This window comes from Sphingobium indicum BiD32, from assembly GCF_000382885.1.
Classification (GTDB): Bacteria; Pseudomonadota; Alphaproteobacteria; order Sphingomonadales; family Sphingomonadaceae; genus Sphingobium; species Sphingobium japonicum_C.
Genome location: NZ_CAVK010000226.1, coordinates 1 through 14,205 on the forward strand (window position 1 = coordinate 1; position 14,205 = coordinate 14,205).

The 14,205-nt window shown below is 65.4% G+C and carries 19 protein-coding genes; 10 read left to right on the forward strand and 9 right to left on the reverse strand.

The genetic code is table 11. The annotated features are described in order from the left end of the window. The first annotated feature begins 39 nt into the window (after positions 1-39). The 3 genes from EBBID32_RS20060 to EBBID32_RS20070 all read left to right on the forward strand — a co-directional run bounded on the left by EBBID32_RS20060 (position 40) and on the right by EBBID32_RS20070 (position 1,312). Positions 40-309, forward strand: a complete 270-nt coding sequence (locus EBBID32_RS20060) for a PEP-CTERM sorting domain-containing protein (protein ID WP_006965607.1) — start codon at positions 40-42, stop codon at positions 307-309. A gap of 44 nt (positions 310-353) precedes the next feature. Beyond that, positions 354-674: a phosphoribosyl-ATP diphosphatase gene (locus tag EBBID32_RS20065; RefSeq protein WP_006965609.1), complete on the forward strand. Its 321-nt coding sequence runs from the start codon at positions 354-356 to the stop codon at positions 672-674. 71 nt (positions 675-745) lie between these two features. Continuing rightward, entirely contained in the window at positions 746-1,312 is a 567-nt protein-coding gene (locus EBBID32_RS20070) for a hypothetical protein (protein WP_006965611.1), read from the forward strand. Here the strand turns inward: EBBID32_RS20070 and EBBID32_RS20075 are convergent. Then, on the reverse strand, positions 1,309-2,208 hold the full coding sequence (locus tag EBBID32_RS20075) for a histone deacetylase family protein (RefSeq protein ID WP_006965613.1): 900 nt from the start codon (positions 2,206-2,208) through the stop codon (positions 1,309-1,311). The genes EBBID32_RS20070 and EBBID32_RS20075 overlap by 4 nt on opposite strands. A gap of 71 nt (positions 2,209-2,279) precedes the next feature. Here EBBID32_RS20075 and EBBID32_RS20080 point away from each other — a divergent pair, with 71 nt between their 5' ends. The 3 genes from EBBID32_RS20080 to EBBID32_RS20090 are packed head-to-tail and all read left to right on the forward strand — an operon-like array spanning position 2,280 to position 4,782. Next, positions 2,280-3,737, forward strand: coding sequence for a L,D-transpeptidase family protein (locus tag EBBID32_RS20080; RefSeq protein ID WP_006965615.1), 1,458 nt, complete (start codon positions 2,280-2,282; stop codon positions 3,735-3,737). Positions 3,738-3,743: 6 nt separating this feature from the next. Further along, positions 3,744-4,052 (forward strand): hypothetical protein, encoded by a 309-nt coding sequence (locus EBBID32_RS20085; protein ID WP_006965617.1) that lies wholly within the window; start codon positions 3,744-3,746, stop codon positions 4,050-4,052. Between the two features lie 52 nt (positions 4,053-4,104). Further along, positions 4,105-4,782, forward strand: a complete 678-nt coding sequence (locus tag EBBID32_RS20090) for a murein L,D-transpeptidase catalytic domain family protein (RefSeq protein ID WP_006965619.1) — start codon at positions 4,105-4,107, stop codon at positions 4,780-4,782. A 64-nt stretch (positions 4,783-4,846) separates the two neighbouring features. Here EBBID32_RS20090 and EBBID32_RS20095 read toward each other — a convergent pair whose 3' ends face one another. From EBBID32_RS20095 to EBBID32_RS20125, 7 genes are all read right to left on the reverse strand, one after another. Then, positions 4,847-5,551 carry a hypothetical protein gene (locus EBBID32_RS20095; RefSeq protein WP_037492158.1) on the reverse strand — a complete coding sequence of 235 codons (705 nt, stop codon included), beginning with the start codon at positions 5,549-5,551 and terminating at the stop codon, positions 4,847-4,849. Positions 5,552-5,680: 129 nt separating this feature from the next. Further along, positions 5,681-6,376 carry an ATP12 family chaperone protein gene (locus tag EBBID32_RS20100; RefSeq protein ID WP_006965623.1) on the reverse strand — a complete coding sequence of 232 codons (696 nt, stop codon included), beginning with the start codon at positions 6,374-6,376 and terminating at the stop codon, positions 5,681-5,683. Beyond that, on the reverse strand, positions 6,373-6,639 hold the full coding sequence (locus EBBID32_RS20105) for a hypothetical protein (RefSeq protein WP_006965625.1): 267 nt from the start codon (positions 6,637-6,639) through the stop codon (positions 6,373-6,375). Before EBBID32_RS20105 ends, EBBID32_RS20100 begins: the two co-directional genes overlap by 4 nt. Beyond that, positions 6,636-7,295, reverse strand: a complete 660-nt coding sequence (locus tag EBBID32_RS20110) for an HAD-IA family hydrolase (RefSeq protein ID WP_006965627.1) — start codon at positions 7,293-7,295, stop codon at positions 6,636-6,638. The genes EBBID32_RS20105 and EBBID32_RS20110 overlap by 4 nt, the downstream gene beginning before the upstream one ends. An 11-nt stretch (positions 7,296-7,306) precedes the next feature. Continuing rightward, positions 7,307-8,701, reverse strand: a complete 1,395-nt coding sequence (locus EBBID32_RS20115) for an RluA family pseudouridine synthase (protein WP_006965629.1) — start codon at positions 8,699-8,701, stop codon at positions 7,307-7,309. Then, positions 8,698-9,084, reverse strand: coding sequence for a fluoride efflux transporter CrcB (crcB, locus tag EBBID32_RS20120; protein ID WP_006965631.1), 387 nt, complete (start codon positions 9,082-9,084; stop codon positions 8,698-8,700). The genes EBBID32_RS20115 and crcB overlap by 4 nt, the downstream gene beginning before the upstream one ends. A 65-nt stretch (positions 9,085-9,149) precedes the next feature. Further along, complete coding sequence (locus tag EBBID32_RS20125; protein WP_006965633.1) at positions 9,150-9,911, reverse strand: hypothetical protein; 762 nt, start codon at positions 9,909-9,911, stop codon at positions 9,150-9,152. Between the two features lie 159 nt (positions 9,912-10,070). Between EBBID32_RS20125 and EBBID32_RS20130 the strand changes: the two genes are divergently transcribed. Together EBBID32_RS20130 and rarD are read left to right on the forward strand one after the other, a co-directional pair. Continuing rightward, complete coding sequence (locus EBBID32_RS20130; protein WP_006965637.1) at positions 10,071-10,292, forward strand: hypothetical protein; 222 nt, start codon at positions 10,071-10,073, stop codon at positions 10,290-10,292. A gap of 32 nt (positions 10,293-10,324) precedes the next feature. Continuing rightward, on the forward strand, positions 10,325-11,191 hold the full coding sequence (rarD, locus tag EBBID32_RS20135) for an EamA family transporter RarD (RefSeq protein WP_269213217.1): 867 nt from the start codon (positions 10,325-10,327) through the stop codon (positions 11,189-11,191). Between the two features lie 88 nt (positions 11,192-11,279). Here rarD and EBBID32_RS20140 read toward each other — a convergent pair whose 3' ends face one another. After that, a complete protein-coding gene (locus EBBID32_RS20140) occupies positions 11,280-12,611 on the reverse strand; it encodes a dihydroorotase (protein ID WP_006965641.1) in 1,332 nt (443 codons plus the stop codon). A 48-nt stretch (positions 12,612-12,659) separates the two neighbouring features. Between EBBID32_RS20140 and ygfZ the strand changes: the two genes are divergently transcribed. Together ygfZ and EBBID32_RS20150 are read left to right on the forward strand one after the other, a co-directional pair. Beyond that, a complete protein-coding gene (ygfZ, locus tag EBBID32_RS20145; protein WP_006965642.1) occupies positions 12,660-13,400 on the forward strand; it encodes a CAF17-like 4Fe-4S cluster assembly/insertion protein YgfZ in 741 nt (246 codons plus the stop codon). Beyond that, complete coding sequence (locus tag EBBID32_RS20150) at positions 13,397-14,143, forward strand: glutaminyl-peptide cyclotransferase (protein WP_006965644.1); 747 nt, start codon at positions 13,397-13,399, stop codon at positions 14,141-14,143. The genes ygfZ and EBBID32_RS20150 overlap by 4 nt, the downstream gene beginning before the upstream one ends. Positions 14,144-14,205 lie beyond the last annotated feature (62 nt).

Genomic DNA, 14,205 nt, shown 5'->3' on the forward strand with positions numbered 1-14,205 from the left:
ACACTTCTGCCAAAGTAGTGTTAGAACAGGGTGACATAGATGAAAATCAACAAGATGCTTTTGGTGGCCGGGGCCGCCGGTCTGATTGGGGCGGCGACGCCTGCACAGGCAACATGGTGCTGGTTTGGCAAATGCGGTGGCACCAGCAGCGGCGGCACCACAACCAGCAGCTCGACCGGCGGCACGACGAGCAGTTCCGGCGGCGGCACGCCGACCCCGGTGCCTGAGCCGGAACAGATGGGCCTGTTCGCCATGGGCGTGGCGGTCATCGGCTTCCGTCTGCTGCGCGGCCGTCGCAACCGCAAGTAATTTTCCCATTGACGGGTGGCGCGCACGGCGCTTGATGCGCTGCCATGCGTGCCACCCTCTTTGCCCTTGAACAGACGATCCGCCAGCGGCGCTCGGCTGACCCGTCCACATCCTATGTCGCCAAGCTGACGGCGCGGGGGCGGGGCAAGATTGCGCAGAAGGTCGGCGAGGAAGCGGTCGAGACGGTGATCGCCGCGATGGCGGGGGACCGTGACGGCGTGGTCGGCGAAAGCGCCGACCTGCTGTTCCACCTGCTGCTGCTGCTCGCGGACCTCGACATTTCGCTCGATTCCGTGTGCGACGAGCTGGAGCGGCGTGAGGGCGTGTCGGGGATTGCCGAGAAGGCATCGCGCCCCGCAGACTGACTATCATCGGATAGATATTGCGTCCGCCGCGTTCTGGCCTAGCCTTATGGGCGGGACAGGGAGTGGAGAGCATGATGATACGGACGGTAATCGGCGGCCTGCTGGGCGGCTTTGCGATGTTTATCACAGGCTTCATCTTCTGGGGCACACCGCTGAGCGCGCTGGCGATGAGCCGCGCAGAGGGGCAGGCGAGCGCCAATTTGCAGGCCGCGCTGGCGCAGGCGCTCAACACGACCGGCACCGGCGTCTATACCATTCCCGATCCGGCGACAGCGGACGGCACGATCCTTTATGGCAAGGGGCCGGTGGCGCAGATTTTCTATAATAGCAGCGGCTTTCCGGTGATGGACAGCGCCAGCCTGATCGGCGGGCTGATCCTGGCGCTGGTGGTGGGCGTGCTGATCGCGCTGGCGCTGCGATTTGTGACGACCGGCTTTGCCGAGCGGGCGCGGGTCAGCCTGGTCTTTGCGTTGGCGGCGGTGCTGTGGATGCATGTCGGGCAGTCCGTGTTCAACCATGCGCCATGGGGTTATATCCTCTATCTGGCGCTGAGCGATTTCGTCGCGCTGGCCGTCGCCGGGCTGATCGCGGCCAAGCTGATGGATGGGGCGCAGCCAGCGGTCGGGACGGTGCACTAACCCAATATTTCCTGCGCCATGCGGATCATGCAGGCGGCGTGGCGGTGGGCAACGGCCATGCGGTCCTCGCCATAGCCGCCGCCCATGGTGCTGGCGACGGGGATGGCGCGCGCCCTGGCCTGCCGGATCACATAGCGGTCGCGCGCGTCCAGGCCCGCGTCGGTCAGGGCAAGACGTCCCAGCCGGTCGTCGCCATGGGGATCGACCCCGGCCTGATAGAGGATGAGGTCGGGCGCGAAATCGTCCAGCACGCGCGGCAGCGTGTCGTGGAGGATGGTAAGATAGGCGGCGTCCTCCACCCCGTCGGGCAGGCCGATGTCGAGGGTCGAACGCGCCTTTCGCACCGGGAAATTCTTGTCCGCGTGGATTGACAAGGTGAAGATGTCGGAACGGCCCGCCAGCAGCGATGCTGTGCCATCCCCCTGATGCACGTCGAGGTCGAGGATCAGGATGCGGTCCGCCTCCCCTTCCGCGATCAGCCGGTTGGCGGCGATGGCTAGGTCGTTGAAAACGCAATAGCCCGCACCGCTATCTGCCAGCGCATGATGGCTGCCCCCTGCGGCATTGGCGGCAAAGCCGTGAAGCCGCGCCAGCCGCGCCGCCGCCCAGGTGCCGCCGGGCGACAGCAGGGAGCGACGCATCACCCGTTCCGTGACCGGAAAGCCGATCCGCCGTTCCTTGGACGGCGGGACGGTAAGGCTCAGCACCTCCTCCACATAATCGGGATCATGCACCGCCTCTATCCAGGCGCGCGGCATCGGATCGGGCGTGTGGAGCGTCATGGGCGGCGCACTTTCGCGCAGCGCCTCCATCACCAGTCCATATTTGTCGAAACGAAAGCGGCTGCCGGGTGTTGCGGGAGAGACATAGGCAGGATGGTGAACGACGTGCAGCATGATCTTTTCCGCTATCGTGATTTGAACGATGGCCGCTTTGCGCTATCTGGTCCAGCATGAACCGTCCCGACATGATCCGTTTTTCGACGCTGGCGCTGCTCAGCGCCAGTGTCCTTAATGCCAGCACCCTGCCCGCCTACGCCCAGACGCCGGTAACGCAACCCCCGGCGCTTGCGCCGACGCTGCCCCCGGCGCAGGTGCAGCCAGTGCCTGCGGTGCCGTTGCTGGTGCCGATCCCGCCGCTGTCGGCGGCGCAGGAGGCGTGGGCGAATGGCTGGCTGCGCGGTGGCGCGGAACAGGGGCTGATGGCGCGCAGCAAGGCGACCGCCAGCCTGACCGGCGACGCGCTGGTCAGTGCGGTGCTGGACCGGGCAAAGGCGCTGTCCACCGGGCGTGTCGATACCGCCGATTTTCTGGAGATATGGGCGTTGCGCCCCGAACGGTTCGACCCGCGCCCAGGGCTGGCCAAGGCCGTGGCCGAGGATCGTCTGGCGCAATGGGTCAATGCGCTGACCCCGCCCTATGCAGGCTATGACGGGCTGCGCAAGGGACTGGCGACCTATGAGGCGATCCGCGACAAGGGCGGCTGGCCGGTGCTGACCGCCACGTCCGCGCCGATGGTGGTGCGCGCGCGCATCGCGCTGGAGGACAAGAGCGTCACCCCGACCGAAAATCTGACCGACGTGCTGCAACGGGCGCAGCGGCGCTATGGGCTTAATCCCACCGGACTGCTCGACGCGCGGACGCTGGCGGCGCTCAATGTCAGCGTGGATGACCGGATCGCCGCGATCATGGCCAATATGGAGCGGTGGCGCTGGATGCCGCGCCGCCTGCCGGTCAACCGGGTGCAGGTGAACATCGCCGCTGCCGTGCTGACCGTGTTTCAGGGCGACCAGCCGGTCACGTCGATGCGCGCGGTCACCGGCAGCCCGCAAAATGCGACGCCGATGCTGACGTCCAGCATCCATTCGATCGTGGTCAATCCGCCCTGGAACGTGCCGATGTCGATCGCCAATCGGGAATTATTCCCCAAGGGGCGCGCGACGCTGGCGCGGCAGGGCTACAAGATCATCAAGACGCCCGAAGGGGGCGAGCGAATCGTCCAGCCCGCAGGCCCGAACAGCGCGCTGGGGCGGTTGAAGTTCGATTTTGCCAACCCGTTCGCCGTCTATCTGCACGACACGCCGTCGCGCGGCAAATTTGCAAGCTATGACCGGTTGGCCAGTCATGGCTGCATCCGGCTGGAAAAACCGGTGTCGCTCGCTGAACTGATGGTGGCGAGCGACCCGGACCTGAACGGGCAGATCCAGACGCTGATCGACGCGGGCAAGACCCAGCGTGTGTCCCTGCCGCAGGAAGTGGCGGTCTATCTGCTCTACTGGACCGCCTTTGCCAGCAGCAACGGGACGATGAGTTTCCGCGCCGACCCCTATGGCTGGGACAAGTTGCTGGCCGCCAAGATCGAGGCGTCGAGCCGCCGGGTCGACCCCACTGCCCTCCCCTCCCCGACTATCGCATCGAAGGACTGACCACCCATGCGTAAAATTGCCCTGTTCGCCCTTGCCGGTGCCCTTGCCCTGTCCGCCTGCGGCAAGAAGGAGGAAGAGCCGACGGCGACCAATAATCTGGTCGAGCCGCCGGTCGAGAATATCATCATCGAGGAGCCGGACGCGGTGCTGCCGCCGCCGTCCAACAATGCGGTTGCGACTCCGGCCGCGCCGCCGTCCATATCCGAACAGCAGCAGATTCAGGATGATGCCGACGCCACCGGCATGACCGCGCGCCTGCCGCAGGAAGGCGAGGAGACCCAGCCCACAGACGAAGCGAACGGTTCCGCGCCATAAGGTGCATCGCCCCGCTCTTGGAGCGGGGCTGCGTCTTTGCTATATTGGCGTCATGGATCGCCGCAATTTCACGAAGTTCGCCATAAGCGGACTCGCCTTTTCATTTCTATCGGACAGCATCGGCCGGGCGGCCGTGCCAGTGGGAACATCGCCTGCGCCTGCTGCCGCGCCCTTGCCCGCCGCTCCGGTGGTGCAGCCGATCGCTGCAAAACCCTATGCGTCGTTGCTGGAACGGGCCAAGGCCGCGCTCGACCGGCATGGCGATGCCTTCACCCTGCGTGACCGGGTGGCGATCGCCGATTTCACCGCCCCGTCGAAGGATTTGCGCTTCCATGTCGTCGACCTGATCGGCGGGCAAAGCAGCAGCTATCTGGTCGCCCATGGCCGGGGATCGGACCCGGCGCATAGCGGCTGGCTCCAGAGCTTTTCCAACGAACCCAATTCACTGGCCAGCAGTTCGGGCGCCTTCATGACCGGCGAGCAATATATCGGCCAGCATGGCCGGGCGATGCGGCTCATCGGGCTGGACCCGCAGAACAACAATGCCGAACCGCGCGCCATCGTCGTTCATGGCGCGGACTATGTGGGCGAGGACCATATCGCCACCTGGGGCAAATGCGGCCGGAGCGAAGGCTGTTTTGCGGTGGCACCGCATATGTTGCCGCAATTGCTGGGGCTGCTGGGCAGCGGGCGATTGCTCTATGCGGACAAGATCGGGGTTGAGGCTTAAGCGACGGCTTTCACTGGCATGACGGGAGACGGGGGCCATGCGCCGCCCGCTCCCGACTCATATATTATCCCGCCTTGGCACCCGTCAGCGCCTGCGCCGCGGGCTTGTTGGTGGCGTCGACCGAACCATCGGCCAGCATCGTCTTGCTCAGCGTCACCGCTTCGGCCTGGAGTGCCGGATCGCTGCCTGCCTGGCTTGCCCCGATCAGCGCGGACAGGAGAATATTCTTCGTCACCGCGTCGGTTGCGTTCTCGGAAGCCGACTTGCGGGCCAGCGCCAGCGCTTCGGTATAGAGCGGGGCGGAGCCGACCTTGTCCTGCGCGGCGAGTTTCTGGTTGCCCATCTGGATGAGTATGCCCGCCAATATGTTGCGGCTGGCAGCGTCTGTGGGCTTGGCTTCCACCACCTTGCGCCAGTGCGGCACCGATTCGCCATAGAGTGCGATCACCTTGTCCATCTGCCCCAGCGCACCATAAGCGGCAGCATCGGCGTAAAGGGCGTTGGCGAGGAAATTGACATTATCGATCTTTGACGGGTCCGCCTCTACCGCCGTGCGGATCGCGGGGAGCGCGGCGTCATATTTGGCGACGGCACCGGCATTGTCGCCCGCCTGCTGGGCGCTCTGGCCAGCGGTGAAGGCGGTAACGGCGCTGTTGAAGGCGGCAATCTGTTCAGGGGTCATCTGCGCGGCGGCAGGAGCGGATTGGGCAGCAGGCGCGTCCTGGGCCGATGCGGGCGTCACGAGCGCCAGCGGCGCGGACAGGCTCATCAAAGCGATCAGGGTGGTCTTTGCCAATGTCAGGGTCTCCTTGGTCGTTGCACCGAAAATGTCGAACAGGCGAATATCGCGCCTTTCAACATCAATAATGAACGAAGGAGCAGGCTTGTTCCCACCCCTTCAGGGGCGGCTCATCGCACAAAAGGCTCCGGCCGTGGAAAAATCGGCGGCGCGTTGGGTGGTGCGGGCGGCGGCCTGGGCATCTTCGCCCCATTGTTCAACCTGCCAGGCATCGTCGATTTCCGCCGCCTGCCAGATGGCGTCGAGGTCATGGCCGCCATCGACAATGGCAAGGCCGCAGATGAGCGAGCCGCTGAGATTCACCAGCGTGGAGAGGCCCGCCAGCAGGAAGGGATCGAACGCCGCGACCGCTGCATCGAGCCTGGCGAGCGTCTGCGCGGGCTGATCGACCGGCAAGATGCCCTGCGTCACGACAAAGGCAATGTCATAGCGCGCGCGCGCCCAGTCGAGCAGCGGATCCCATGCTGCCGCCTGTCGCTCCACCAGCGTCTGCGGCGCGTGCGCGCGATAGCAGAGCAGGTCGCTCTGCCCATAGCGGGCGATACCTGCGGCAAAGCTGACATGATTGGGGACGATATGGTCGATCGCGGCATTGGCAAGGCCGGTGAGCGGCATGGTGCCGGGATCGACCGTCTCGCCCTGCGCGCGCCATTCGGCCGCCACCGCGTCCGCCAGCGCAGGCGTGGGCAGCGCCAGCAGCGCGCGGGCCGGGGTGCGGACCGGGCGGGTGTCGAGCTGGATCGCAAAACCGTGATCGGACGGGACGACGGCCACGTCCTTGTAGAAGCGCTTCATGGCTTGGTGCGTTTGAACAGGGCCAGCATCAGGCGCGGCACGACCATGAACTGGAACAGGCCGACCACGACCATGATCGCACCGAATGCCTTGGCCTTGTCGCCCTGCACCCAGGTGAAGCGCTGCATGATGGCAAGGAAGCCGAACATGACGATGAAGGCACCCGACAAGCGGAACAGGCCAATGGCGAAATGGCGCTGGCGGGCGATCCTTTCGGGATCGCCAGAGGGCGGAGACGGGGGTGGGGGCGGAAAGTCGGTCATGGCGCGCCGATATGGCCGCGCAATTGCGCGCTGTCCATCGCCACGGCCTGCGCGCCCGCCGCGATCAGTTCATCAGGCGCGTGATAGCCCCAGGCGACGCCGATGCTGCGCACCCCTGCGGCTGCCCCCATGTCGATGTCGAAGCTGGTGTCGCCGATCATGACGGTGGTGTCGGGCGCCGCACCGGCCTCGGCCATCGCGGTCAGAAGCATGGAGGGATGCGGCTTGGACGGGTGGCGGTCGGCGGTCTGGAGCGTAATGAAACGGTCGATCAGGCCGTGATGGGTGAGGCAGAGCGCAAGGCCGCGATCCGACTTGCCGGTGGCGACGCCCAGCAGCCAGCCGGCGCGATCCAGATCATGCACCAGATCGGCGATGCCGGGATAGAGCGGTTCGGACACGGCATTTTCGCGGCGCATCGCCTGAAACGCCAGCTTGTAGCGTTCCGAGAGATGATCGTGAAAATCCGCCTCGGCATCGGGCAGCAACCGGGCCATGGCGTGGGGCAGCGACAGGCCCACGACCGAGAGGATGGCAAAACGATCTGGTGCGCTGAGCTTCGCTTCCTCGAACGCGCGGGCCATGGCGGTGCAGATGCTGTGCTGGCTGTCGACCAGCGTGCCGTCGCAATCGAACACGACCAAGGGATTGCTCATGCCCGCTGTCCTTATTCGCCCCCGCGTGAGCGCCGTTCGCCCTTGCGGTCCTTGCGCACCTGCTTGGCGTGCTGGCGCGCATATTTCTTTTCATCCTCGCGCGTGGGGGTGCGGTCGATCTCGTCATCCAGCGGCATGTCGCCCAGGCTGAGGTCGAAGCCCAGGTCGGCAAGGCTGGAGGCGAAATGGGCGGGCAGGTCCGCCATCACGTCCACCCGGCCACCATCGGGATGATCGACCCGGATGCGGCGGGCGTGGAGGTGCATCTTGCGGCTGATCGTGCCGGTCAGGAAACTGTCCTTGCCGCCATATTTGCCGTCGCCCACGATAGGATGGCCGATCGCGGCGAGATGGACGCGCAGCTGGTGGGTGCGGCCGGTATAGGGTTGCAGTTCGACCCAGGCGGCGCGGTTGCCCGCGCGTTCGATGACGCGATAGCGGGTGCGGGCAGGCAGCCCTTCCGCTTCATCGACATGCATTTTCTCGCCGCCAGTGCCCGGTTGCTTGGCGAGCGGCAGTTCGATCATGCCGTCGTTGATCGACGGCACGCCGATGACCAGCGCCCAATAGACTTTGCGCGCGGTGCGGCTGGAAAAGGCTTTGGCGAAATGGGCGGCGGCGCGGCTGGAACGGGCGAGCAGCAGCGCGCCCGACGTATCCTTGTCCAGCCGGTGGACCAGCTTCGGGCGCGATTCGGCGTTGAAGATCAGCCCGTCGAGCAGCTTGTCGACATGCTCGTCGGTCTTGGTCCCGCCCTGCGTCGCCAGACCCGGCGGCTTGTTGATGACGATCGCCTGCGCATCGCGATGGATCACCATTTCCTGCACATAGGCGATCTCGTCCGGGGTCAGGTCTATGACCATCGCGCGCTTGGCGGGGCGTTCGGATGCCGACGCCTTCGCCTCGGCGGGCGGGACGCGGATCATCTGCCCTTCGGCGATCCGATCGCCGGGCGCGGCGCGCGCGCCATCGACGCGCAACTGGCCGGTGCGCGACCAGCGCGACACGATGTTGAAGCCGACATCGGGCAGATGACGCTGGAACCAGCGGTCGAGGCGGATGCCGTCATCGTCGGGCTGGACCCGATATTGGCGCACGTCGAGCGAGACGCCCTTGGCCGCCGAAGGCTTGGGCGTCGCGGCCTGGACCACCGGTGCCACCTTGGCAGCGGCGGGTTTGGCGGCGGGCCTTTTCGGGCCGGATTTGAACGGCGGCTTGAAGGCAGGCTTGCCGTCCTCCCCCTTGCGTGCGGTCGCAGCTTTTGCGCCGCCACGGGCGCGGCCGGGCGCGCCGGTCGGCTTGCCGGGGGCGGATTTGCCCGCGGCGGGCTTGCCGAAGGATTTGCCGGGCGCAGCGGGTTTGCGACCGCGCGGGGCATCGCTCTTGCCGGGAGGACGCCCCTTCATGCCACGACACTCCGCATCAGCGACAGGCCCAGCGCCAGCGCGACGACCGCGCCGATCACCGATGCCAGCGCATAGGCCAGTGCGACGAAGATCTGGCCACGCTCGATCATCAGCAGCGTTTCCAGGCTGAAGGCAGAAAAGGTGGTGAAGCCGCCCAGCACGCCGACGCCCAGCAGCAGCCGGATCGGTTCGCCCGACGTCATGCTGCCGCGCGCCAGCCAGCCTGCGAGCAGGCCCATGGCGAAACCGCCGATCAGATTGGCCGTAAAAGTGCCCCACGGCCAGGTCGCGCCCGGCGTCATTGCACCGAAGAAACGGCCCAGCTGGTACCGCAGCGCAGCACCCACCGCGCCGCCGCCCATAACAAGGAAAATATTGGTCATGCCGCTCGCCCTACAGCCAAATGGCGATCAGGGGAATGGGGCGGAAGGAATAGCTGCCGTCGCTGTTATTTGCCGTTGTCGGCGATGATGTCGATGTTGGTCTGGCCGCCCGGCGCGTCGGTGAAGAGGATGAAATAGGCGCTGCCATCGGCCTTGCGCGTGCCGCCCAGCACATGATCGCCGCCCAATATCTTATGTTCGCCATCATAACCGGCGCGACGGGCGAGCGTATAATAATAGTCCATGACCCCCTGACGCGGCACAGGCGTGACGAAACTGGCGGCGCGCAGGGTGCAGCCATTGCGTTCCGCGCCCGCCGCTTCGGTCAGTTGCGCGCCGGGATAGAGGGTGAAGGGATCGGGCAGGCGCTGCGCCCATTCCATGCCATAGGCGAGCTGCTTGGTGCAATTGGCGTTGCCGCCGTTGCGCGCCGCCTGTTCGCGGGCGACCGCGCCAAGGGTGACGGTGGATGCCATCGCGTCACCTTCGCTGGGTGCGGGGGCGGTGAGCAGCTTGCCGCCTGCCTGCTGCAAGGCGGCGGCCTGCGCCTTGCCCGCGTCACCCGACAGCAACGGCACGGCACCGTTGGCAGGCCGGTCGGCGGGGCGCACGGCATTGCGGTTGGACTGACCGACCAGTTGCGGATCGACCACGATGGGGTCGGCGAGCGCGCCTTTCAGCGCGGGGTCGACCGCATTGTTGGTGAGTTGCGCATCGAGCGCGGCGAGGTTGGCGTCCTTGTCCCCCTTGCCGCAGGCGGCGATCGCCAGCGTCAGGGTGATGATCGATACGGACCGGAAAAACGATACTGGCCGGAAAAACGCCATGCTGCACTCCTTCGTAAACAAGCCATGAAGAGTGCGGGTTAATTTTTCGTTAGGACATTTGGTGAATCGCGGGAAAATTCCGCATCATCGGGCCAGTTTCTACCCATTGGCCTTCCCGTTCGCCTTGTAGCCACGCTGCGGAATGGGCATTTAGATGCCATGCTGAACATATTATCCGGCTTTATCGGCCTTGTCACCCTGGTCCTGATGATCCCCGCCTTCATCCCGTTGCTGGGCGCCCTTAACTGGCTGCTGGTGCCCATGGCGCTGTTCGGCGCGGTGATCGGCATGGTCTCTTCACGCAATGGCGGGCGCAATTTCTGCCTGATCGTCGCGGCCTTCGGCGCGTTGCGGCTGTTTCTGGGTGGGGGGATTTTCTGAACCCGACGCAAAATTATACGCGCAATGGCCTGATCGCTGCGATTGTCGCCTATATCGTTTGGGGTCTGCTGCCGATCTTCTTTCGGCTGGTCCATCATGTCGATCCGGTCGAGATCGTCACCCAGCGGGTGTTGTGGTCGCTGCTGTTGATCGTCACGCTGCTGGCAGCGCGCCGGGGACTGGCACCGCTGATCGCGGCATTGCGCGAACGGCGCCTGATCATGCCGCTGGCTGCGTCGGCATTGATGATCGCGATCAACTGGCTGACCTATGTGTGGGCGGTCAATCATGGCCATGTCGTCGCGACCAGCCTGGGCTATTTCCTCAATCCGCTGGTCAATGTCGCGCTGGGCGTGCTGGTGTTGAAGGAAAGGCTGAGGCGACCGCAAATGCTGGCGATCGGTGTGGCGGCGGTCGGCGTGACGATTCTGGCAGCGGCGGCGCTGACCACGCTGTGGATCAGCCTGACGCTGGCGTTCAGCTTCGCTTTCTATGGCCTGCTGCGCAAGCTGACGCCGGTAGCGCCGATGACAGGCCTTGGCGTCGAGACGCTGCTGCTGACGCCGCCTTCGATTGCCTATCTGATCTGGGAAGCAGGCCATGGCGGGGTGAGCTTCGGTCAGGACGCCGGGACGACCGCGCTGCTGGTGATTTCCGGCGCGTTGACCACTGTGCCGCTGGTGTTGTTCGCCATGGCAGCGCAACGGCTGCCGATGGCGACACTGGGCATATTGCAATATCTGGCCCCGATGCTGCAATTTTTCTGCGGCGTCGTGCTGTTCGGCGAAACGCTGAGTCACGGCCAGATGATCAGTTTCGGCCTGATCTGGATCGCCCTGATCCTGTTTGCGACCGATGGCGTGCGGATGGCGCGGCGCAACCGGGCGGCGACGGTTTAATCATAGCCCGTTCGTTTCGAGCGAAGTCGAGAAACGTCAGCGCAGTGTTTGCGTTTCTCGACACGCTCGAAACGAACGGTGGTGGGTATCAGGAAAATTCCGTCGCCTCGAAACGCACCGCTTCGCCAACCGCTTCATTGGCCAGCGCATCCTCCCACATGACGCGATGGCCGCGAATGATGGTGCCGACTGCCTTGCCAGTCAGCTCCATCCCCTCGAACGGCGACCAGTTGCAGCGGGAGGCAAGCCAGTCGCTGCCCACGGTCCAGCGTTTTTTCAGGTCCACCACGGTGAAATCGGCGTCATAGCCGAGTGCGATCCGCCCTTTGCCGACCAGCCCGAACACACGCTGCGGGCCGGACGAGGTCAGTTCGATAAAGCGGCGCAGGCTTAGCCGCCCCTCCGCCACATGGTTGAGCAGTAGCGGTACAAGCGTCTGGACACCGGGCATTCCGCTGGGGCTGGTGGGATAGGGCTTGGCCTTTTCCTCGATCGTGTGGGGGGCATGATCGCTGCCCAGGACATCAGGCACGCCCTGGTTCAGCCAGTGCCACAGACCATCGCGGTGTGCGCCCGACCGGATCGGCGGGTTCATCTGGGCATAGGTGCCAAGGCGCGGATAGGCCTCCTCCCCCGCCAGCGTCAGATGCTGGGGTGTCACCTCGCAGGTGGCGATATCCTTGTTCTGGCCGATATAGGCGAGTTCGGCGGGCGTGGTGATGTGCAGGATGTGGATGCGACGGCGCGCGGCGCGGGCCAGGCCGATGATGCGCTTGGTCGCGATCATCGCGCTTTCATCGTCGCGCCAGACCGGGTGGGACGATGGATCGCCCGCCAAGGCGTGACCTTTGCGCGCATTCATCCGCGTCTCATCCTCCGCATGGATGGCGACGCGGCGGGTGCCGCTGGCCAGCACGCGAGCAAGCGCATTGTCATCATCGACCAGCAGGCTGCCGGTCGACGCCCCCATGAAAATCTTGACCCCTGCGGTGCCGGGGATGCGTTCCAGTTCCTTGAGATGCTCCGCATTGTCCGCCGTCGCGCCGACATAGAAGGCATGGTCGCACCACATGCGGTGATGGGCGCGTTGCAGCTTGTCATGGACGCGCTCTGCCGTGTCGGTGTTGGGATTGGTGTTGGGCATTTCAAACACGGCGGTGATGCCGCCCAGCACCGCCGCGCGGCTGCCCGATTCGAGATCTTCCTTATGCTCCAGCCCCGGCTCGCGGAAATGGACCTGACTGTCGATGCAGCCGGGCAGGACGTCGAGGCCGGTGCAATCGATCACCTCGCCCGCATCCCCAAGGCTCGTGCCGATCGCGACGATCCTGCCGCCGCGCACGCCGACATCGGCCTGCTCCGCGCCGCCCGGCGTGTGGATGGTGCCGTTCTTCAGGATCAGGTCGAAAGTTTCGGACATGGTGGCTCACCGCTTGGATATGGAAGTCGCCTGTCCTACCTAAAGCCGATGACCGGCACCACCCTCACCGACCGCGCGATCCTGAGAATTTCCGGGGAGGAGGCACGCCCCTTCCTGCAAGGCCTGCTGACGCGCGATGTTTTGACGCTGGCACCGGGCGCGCCGCGCTGGACCGCGCTGCTGAGCGCGCAGGGCAAGGCGCTGTTCGACATGATGCTGTGGGCGGATGGGGACGACGTGCTGATCGACTGCGAGAGCGCGCAGGCCGACGCCTTGGCCAGGCGGCTGGCGCTCTATCGGTTGCGGCGCAAGGTGGTGATCGCGCGCGACACAGGGCTGGCGGTGCATTGGGCGCTGGAGGCGGCGGACAGGCCGCACGATCCGCGTTTGCCTGCGCTGGGCCATCGCTGGATCGCGGCACCGGGGGATGGCGACGCGGCGGCCGCTTTCCGGGTGCACCGGCTCCGCCAAGGCGTGTTCGAGGGGGCGGATGAGCTGGGGCAGGACCAGACGCTCTGGCTGGAAACCAATGCCGGGGAGCTGAACGGGGTCGATTATGACAAGGGCTGCTATGTGGGCCAGGAAAACACCGCGCGGATGCATTATCGCGCCAAGGTGAATCGGCGACTGGTCGCGGTGCCGCTTACCCAAGCGGAGGAGAAGCGCCAGCGGGCGGCGTTGCCGGATATGGGCCTGTCGATCGAGTTGCGGCGGGTGGAGGATCTGGACCCAGCGCTGTTGCCGGATTGGTTGGCGGCGGCGGTTGCGGCGCAGGCGACAGCGGAGTGAGGCAGTTTCTGCTTGCGCTGCTGGGCGCGCTTGCGTTCGCCACCCCCGCCCTGGCCGACACGCCATGGACGCTGGTGAAAACCTACCCGCATGACCCCGACGCCTTTACCGAGGGGCTCTTCTTCCATGACGGCGCGCTCTATGAAAGCACCGGGCTGGAGGGGCGGTCGGACATTCGCAAGGTGCGGCTGAAGGACGGCAAGGTGGTGCAGCGGCGCGTGCTGGAGCCGCGCTATTTTGGCGAGGGGATCGTCAATTGGGGCGACCGGCTGATCAGCCTGACCTGGCGCCATGGTCAGGGTTTCCTCTGGAAACTGAGCGATTTCACGCCAGCCGGCGACTTTCGCTATAAGGGCGAAGGCTGGGGGCTTACGCAGGACGGGCGGCATGTCATCCAGAGTGACGGCAGCGCGCAATTGCGCTTCCTTGATCCCGAAAGCCTGGCCGAACAGCGTCGTATTACGGTGACGTGGAACGGACGCGCGGTCGAGCGGCTGAACGAGCTGGAATATGTGCGCGGCGAGATCTGGGCCAATATCTGGTATGAAACGAAGATCGCGCGGATCGACCCGGCTACCGGCGCGGTAATCGACTGGATCGACGTTGCGCCGCTGATGAAGGCGGCAGGGGTGCGAGACAGCGAGGCGGTGGCCAACGGCATCGCCTATGACGCGGCCAAGGACCGGGTGTTCATCACCGGCAAATATTGGCCCAAATTGTTCGAGATACGGGTGGGGAAGTAGGCTTTTGTCGATCCTCCCCTGCAAGGGGAGGGGGACCGTCGGCGTAGCCGATGGTGGAGGGG

Excerpts from the sequence above, each read along its gene's own strand:
- EBBID32_RS20060 (WP_006965607.1), top strand. The coding sequence starts at position 40 with ATGAAAATCAACAAGATGCTTTTGGTGGCCGGGGCCGCCGGTCTGATT.
- EBBID32_RS20065 (WP_006965609.1), top strand. The coding sequence starts at position 354 with ATGCGTGCCACCCTCTTTGCCCTTGAACAGACGATCCGCCAGCGGCGC.
- EBBID32_RS20070 (WP_006965611.1), top strand. The coding sequence starts at position 746 with ATGATGATACGGACGGTAATCGGCGGCCTGCTGGGCGGCTTTGCGATG.
- EBBID32_RS20075 (WP_006965613.1), bottom strand. The coding sequence starts at position 2,208 with ATGCTGCACGTCGTTCACCATCCTGCCTATGTCTCTCCCGCAACACCC.
- EBBID32_RS20080 (WP_006965615.1), top strand. The coding sequence starts at position 2,280 with ATGATCCGTTTTTCGACGCTGGCGCTGCTCAGCGCCAGTGTCCTTAAT.
- EBBID32_RS20085 (WP_006965617.1), top strand. The coding sequence starts at position 3,744 with ATGCGTAAAATTGCCCTGTTCGCCCTTGCCGGTGCCCTTGCCCTGTCC.
- EBBID32_RS20090 (WP_006965619.1), top strand. The coding sequence starts at position 4,105 with ATGGATCGCCGCAATTTCACGAAGTTCGCCATAAGCGGACTCGCCTTT.
- EBBID32_RS20095 (WP_037492158.1), bottom strand. The coding sequence starts at position 5,551 with ATGAGCCTGTCCGCGCCGCTGGCGCTCGTGACGCCCGCATCGGCCCAG.
- EBBID32_RS20100 (WP_006965623.1), bottom strand. The coding sequence starts at position 6,376 with ATGAAGCGCTTCTACAAGGACGTGGCCGTCGTCCCGTCCGATCACGGT.
- EBBID32_RS20105 (WP_006965625.1), bottom strand. The coding sequence starts at position 6,639 with ATGACCGACTTTCCGCCCCCACCCCCGTCTCCGCCCTCTGGCGATCCC.
- EBBID32_RS20110 (WP_006965627.1), bottom strand. The coding sequence starts at position 7,295 with ATGAGCAATCCCTTGGTCGTGTTCGATTGCGACGGCACGCTGGTCGAC.
- EBBID32_RS20115 (WP_006965629.1), bottom strand. The coding sequence starts at position 8,701 with ATGAAGGGGCGTCCTCCCGGCAAGAGCGATGCCCCGCGCGGTCGCAAA.
- crcB (WP_006965631.1), bottom strand. The coding sequence starts at position 9,084 with ATGACCAATATTTTCCTTGTTATGGGCGGCGGCGCGGTGGGTGCTGCG.
- EBBID32_RS20125 (WP_006965633.1), bottom strand. The coding sequence starts at position 9,911 with ATGGCGTTTTTCCGGCCAGTATCGTTTTTCCGGTCCGTATCGATCATC.
- EBBID32_RS20130 (WP_006965637.1), top strand. The coding sequence starts at position 10,071 with ATGCTGAACATATTATCCGGCTTTATCGGCCTTGTCACCCTGGTCCTG.
- EBBID32_RS20140 (WP_006965641.1), bottom strand. The coding sequence starts at position 12,611 with ATGTCCGAAACTTTCGACCTGATCCTGAAGAACGGCACCATCCACACG.
- ygfZ (WP_006965642.1), top strand. The coding sequence starts at position 12,660 with ATGACCGGCACCACCCTCACCGACCGCGCGATCCTGAGAATTTCCGGG.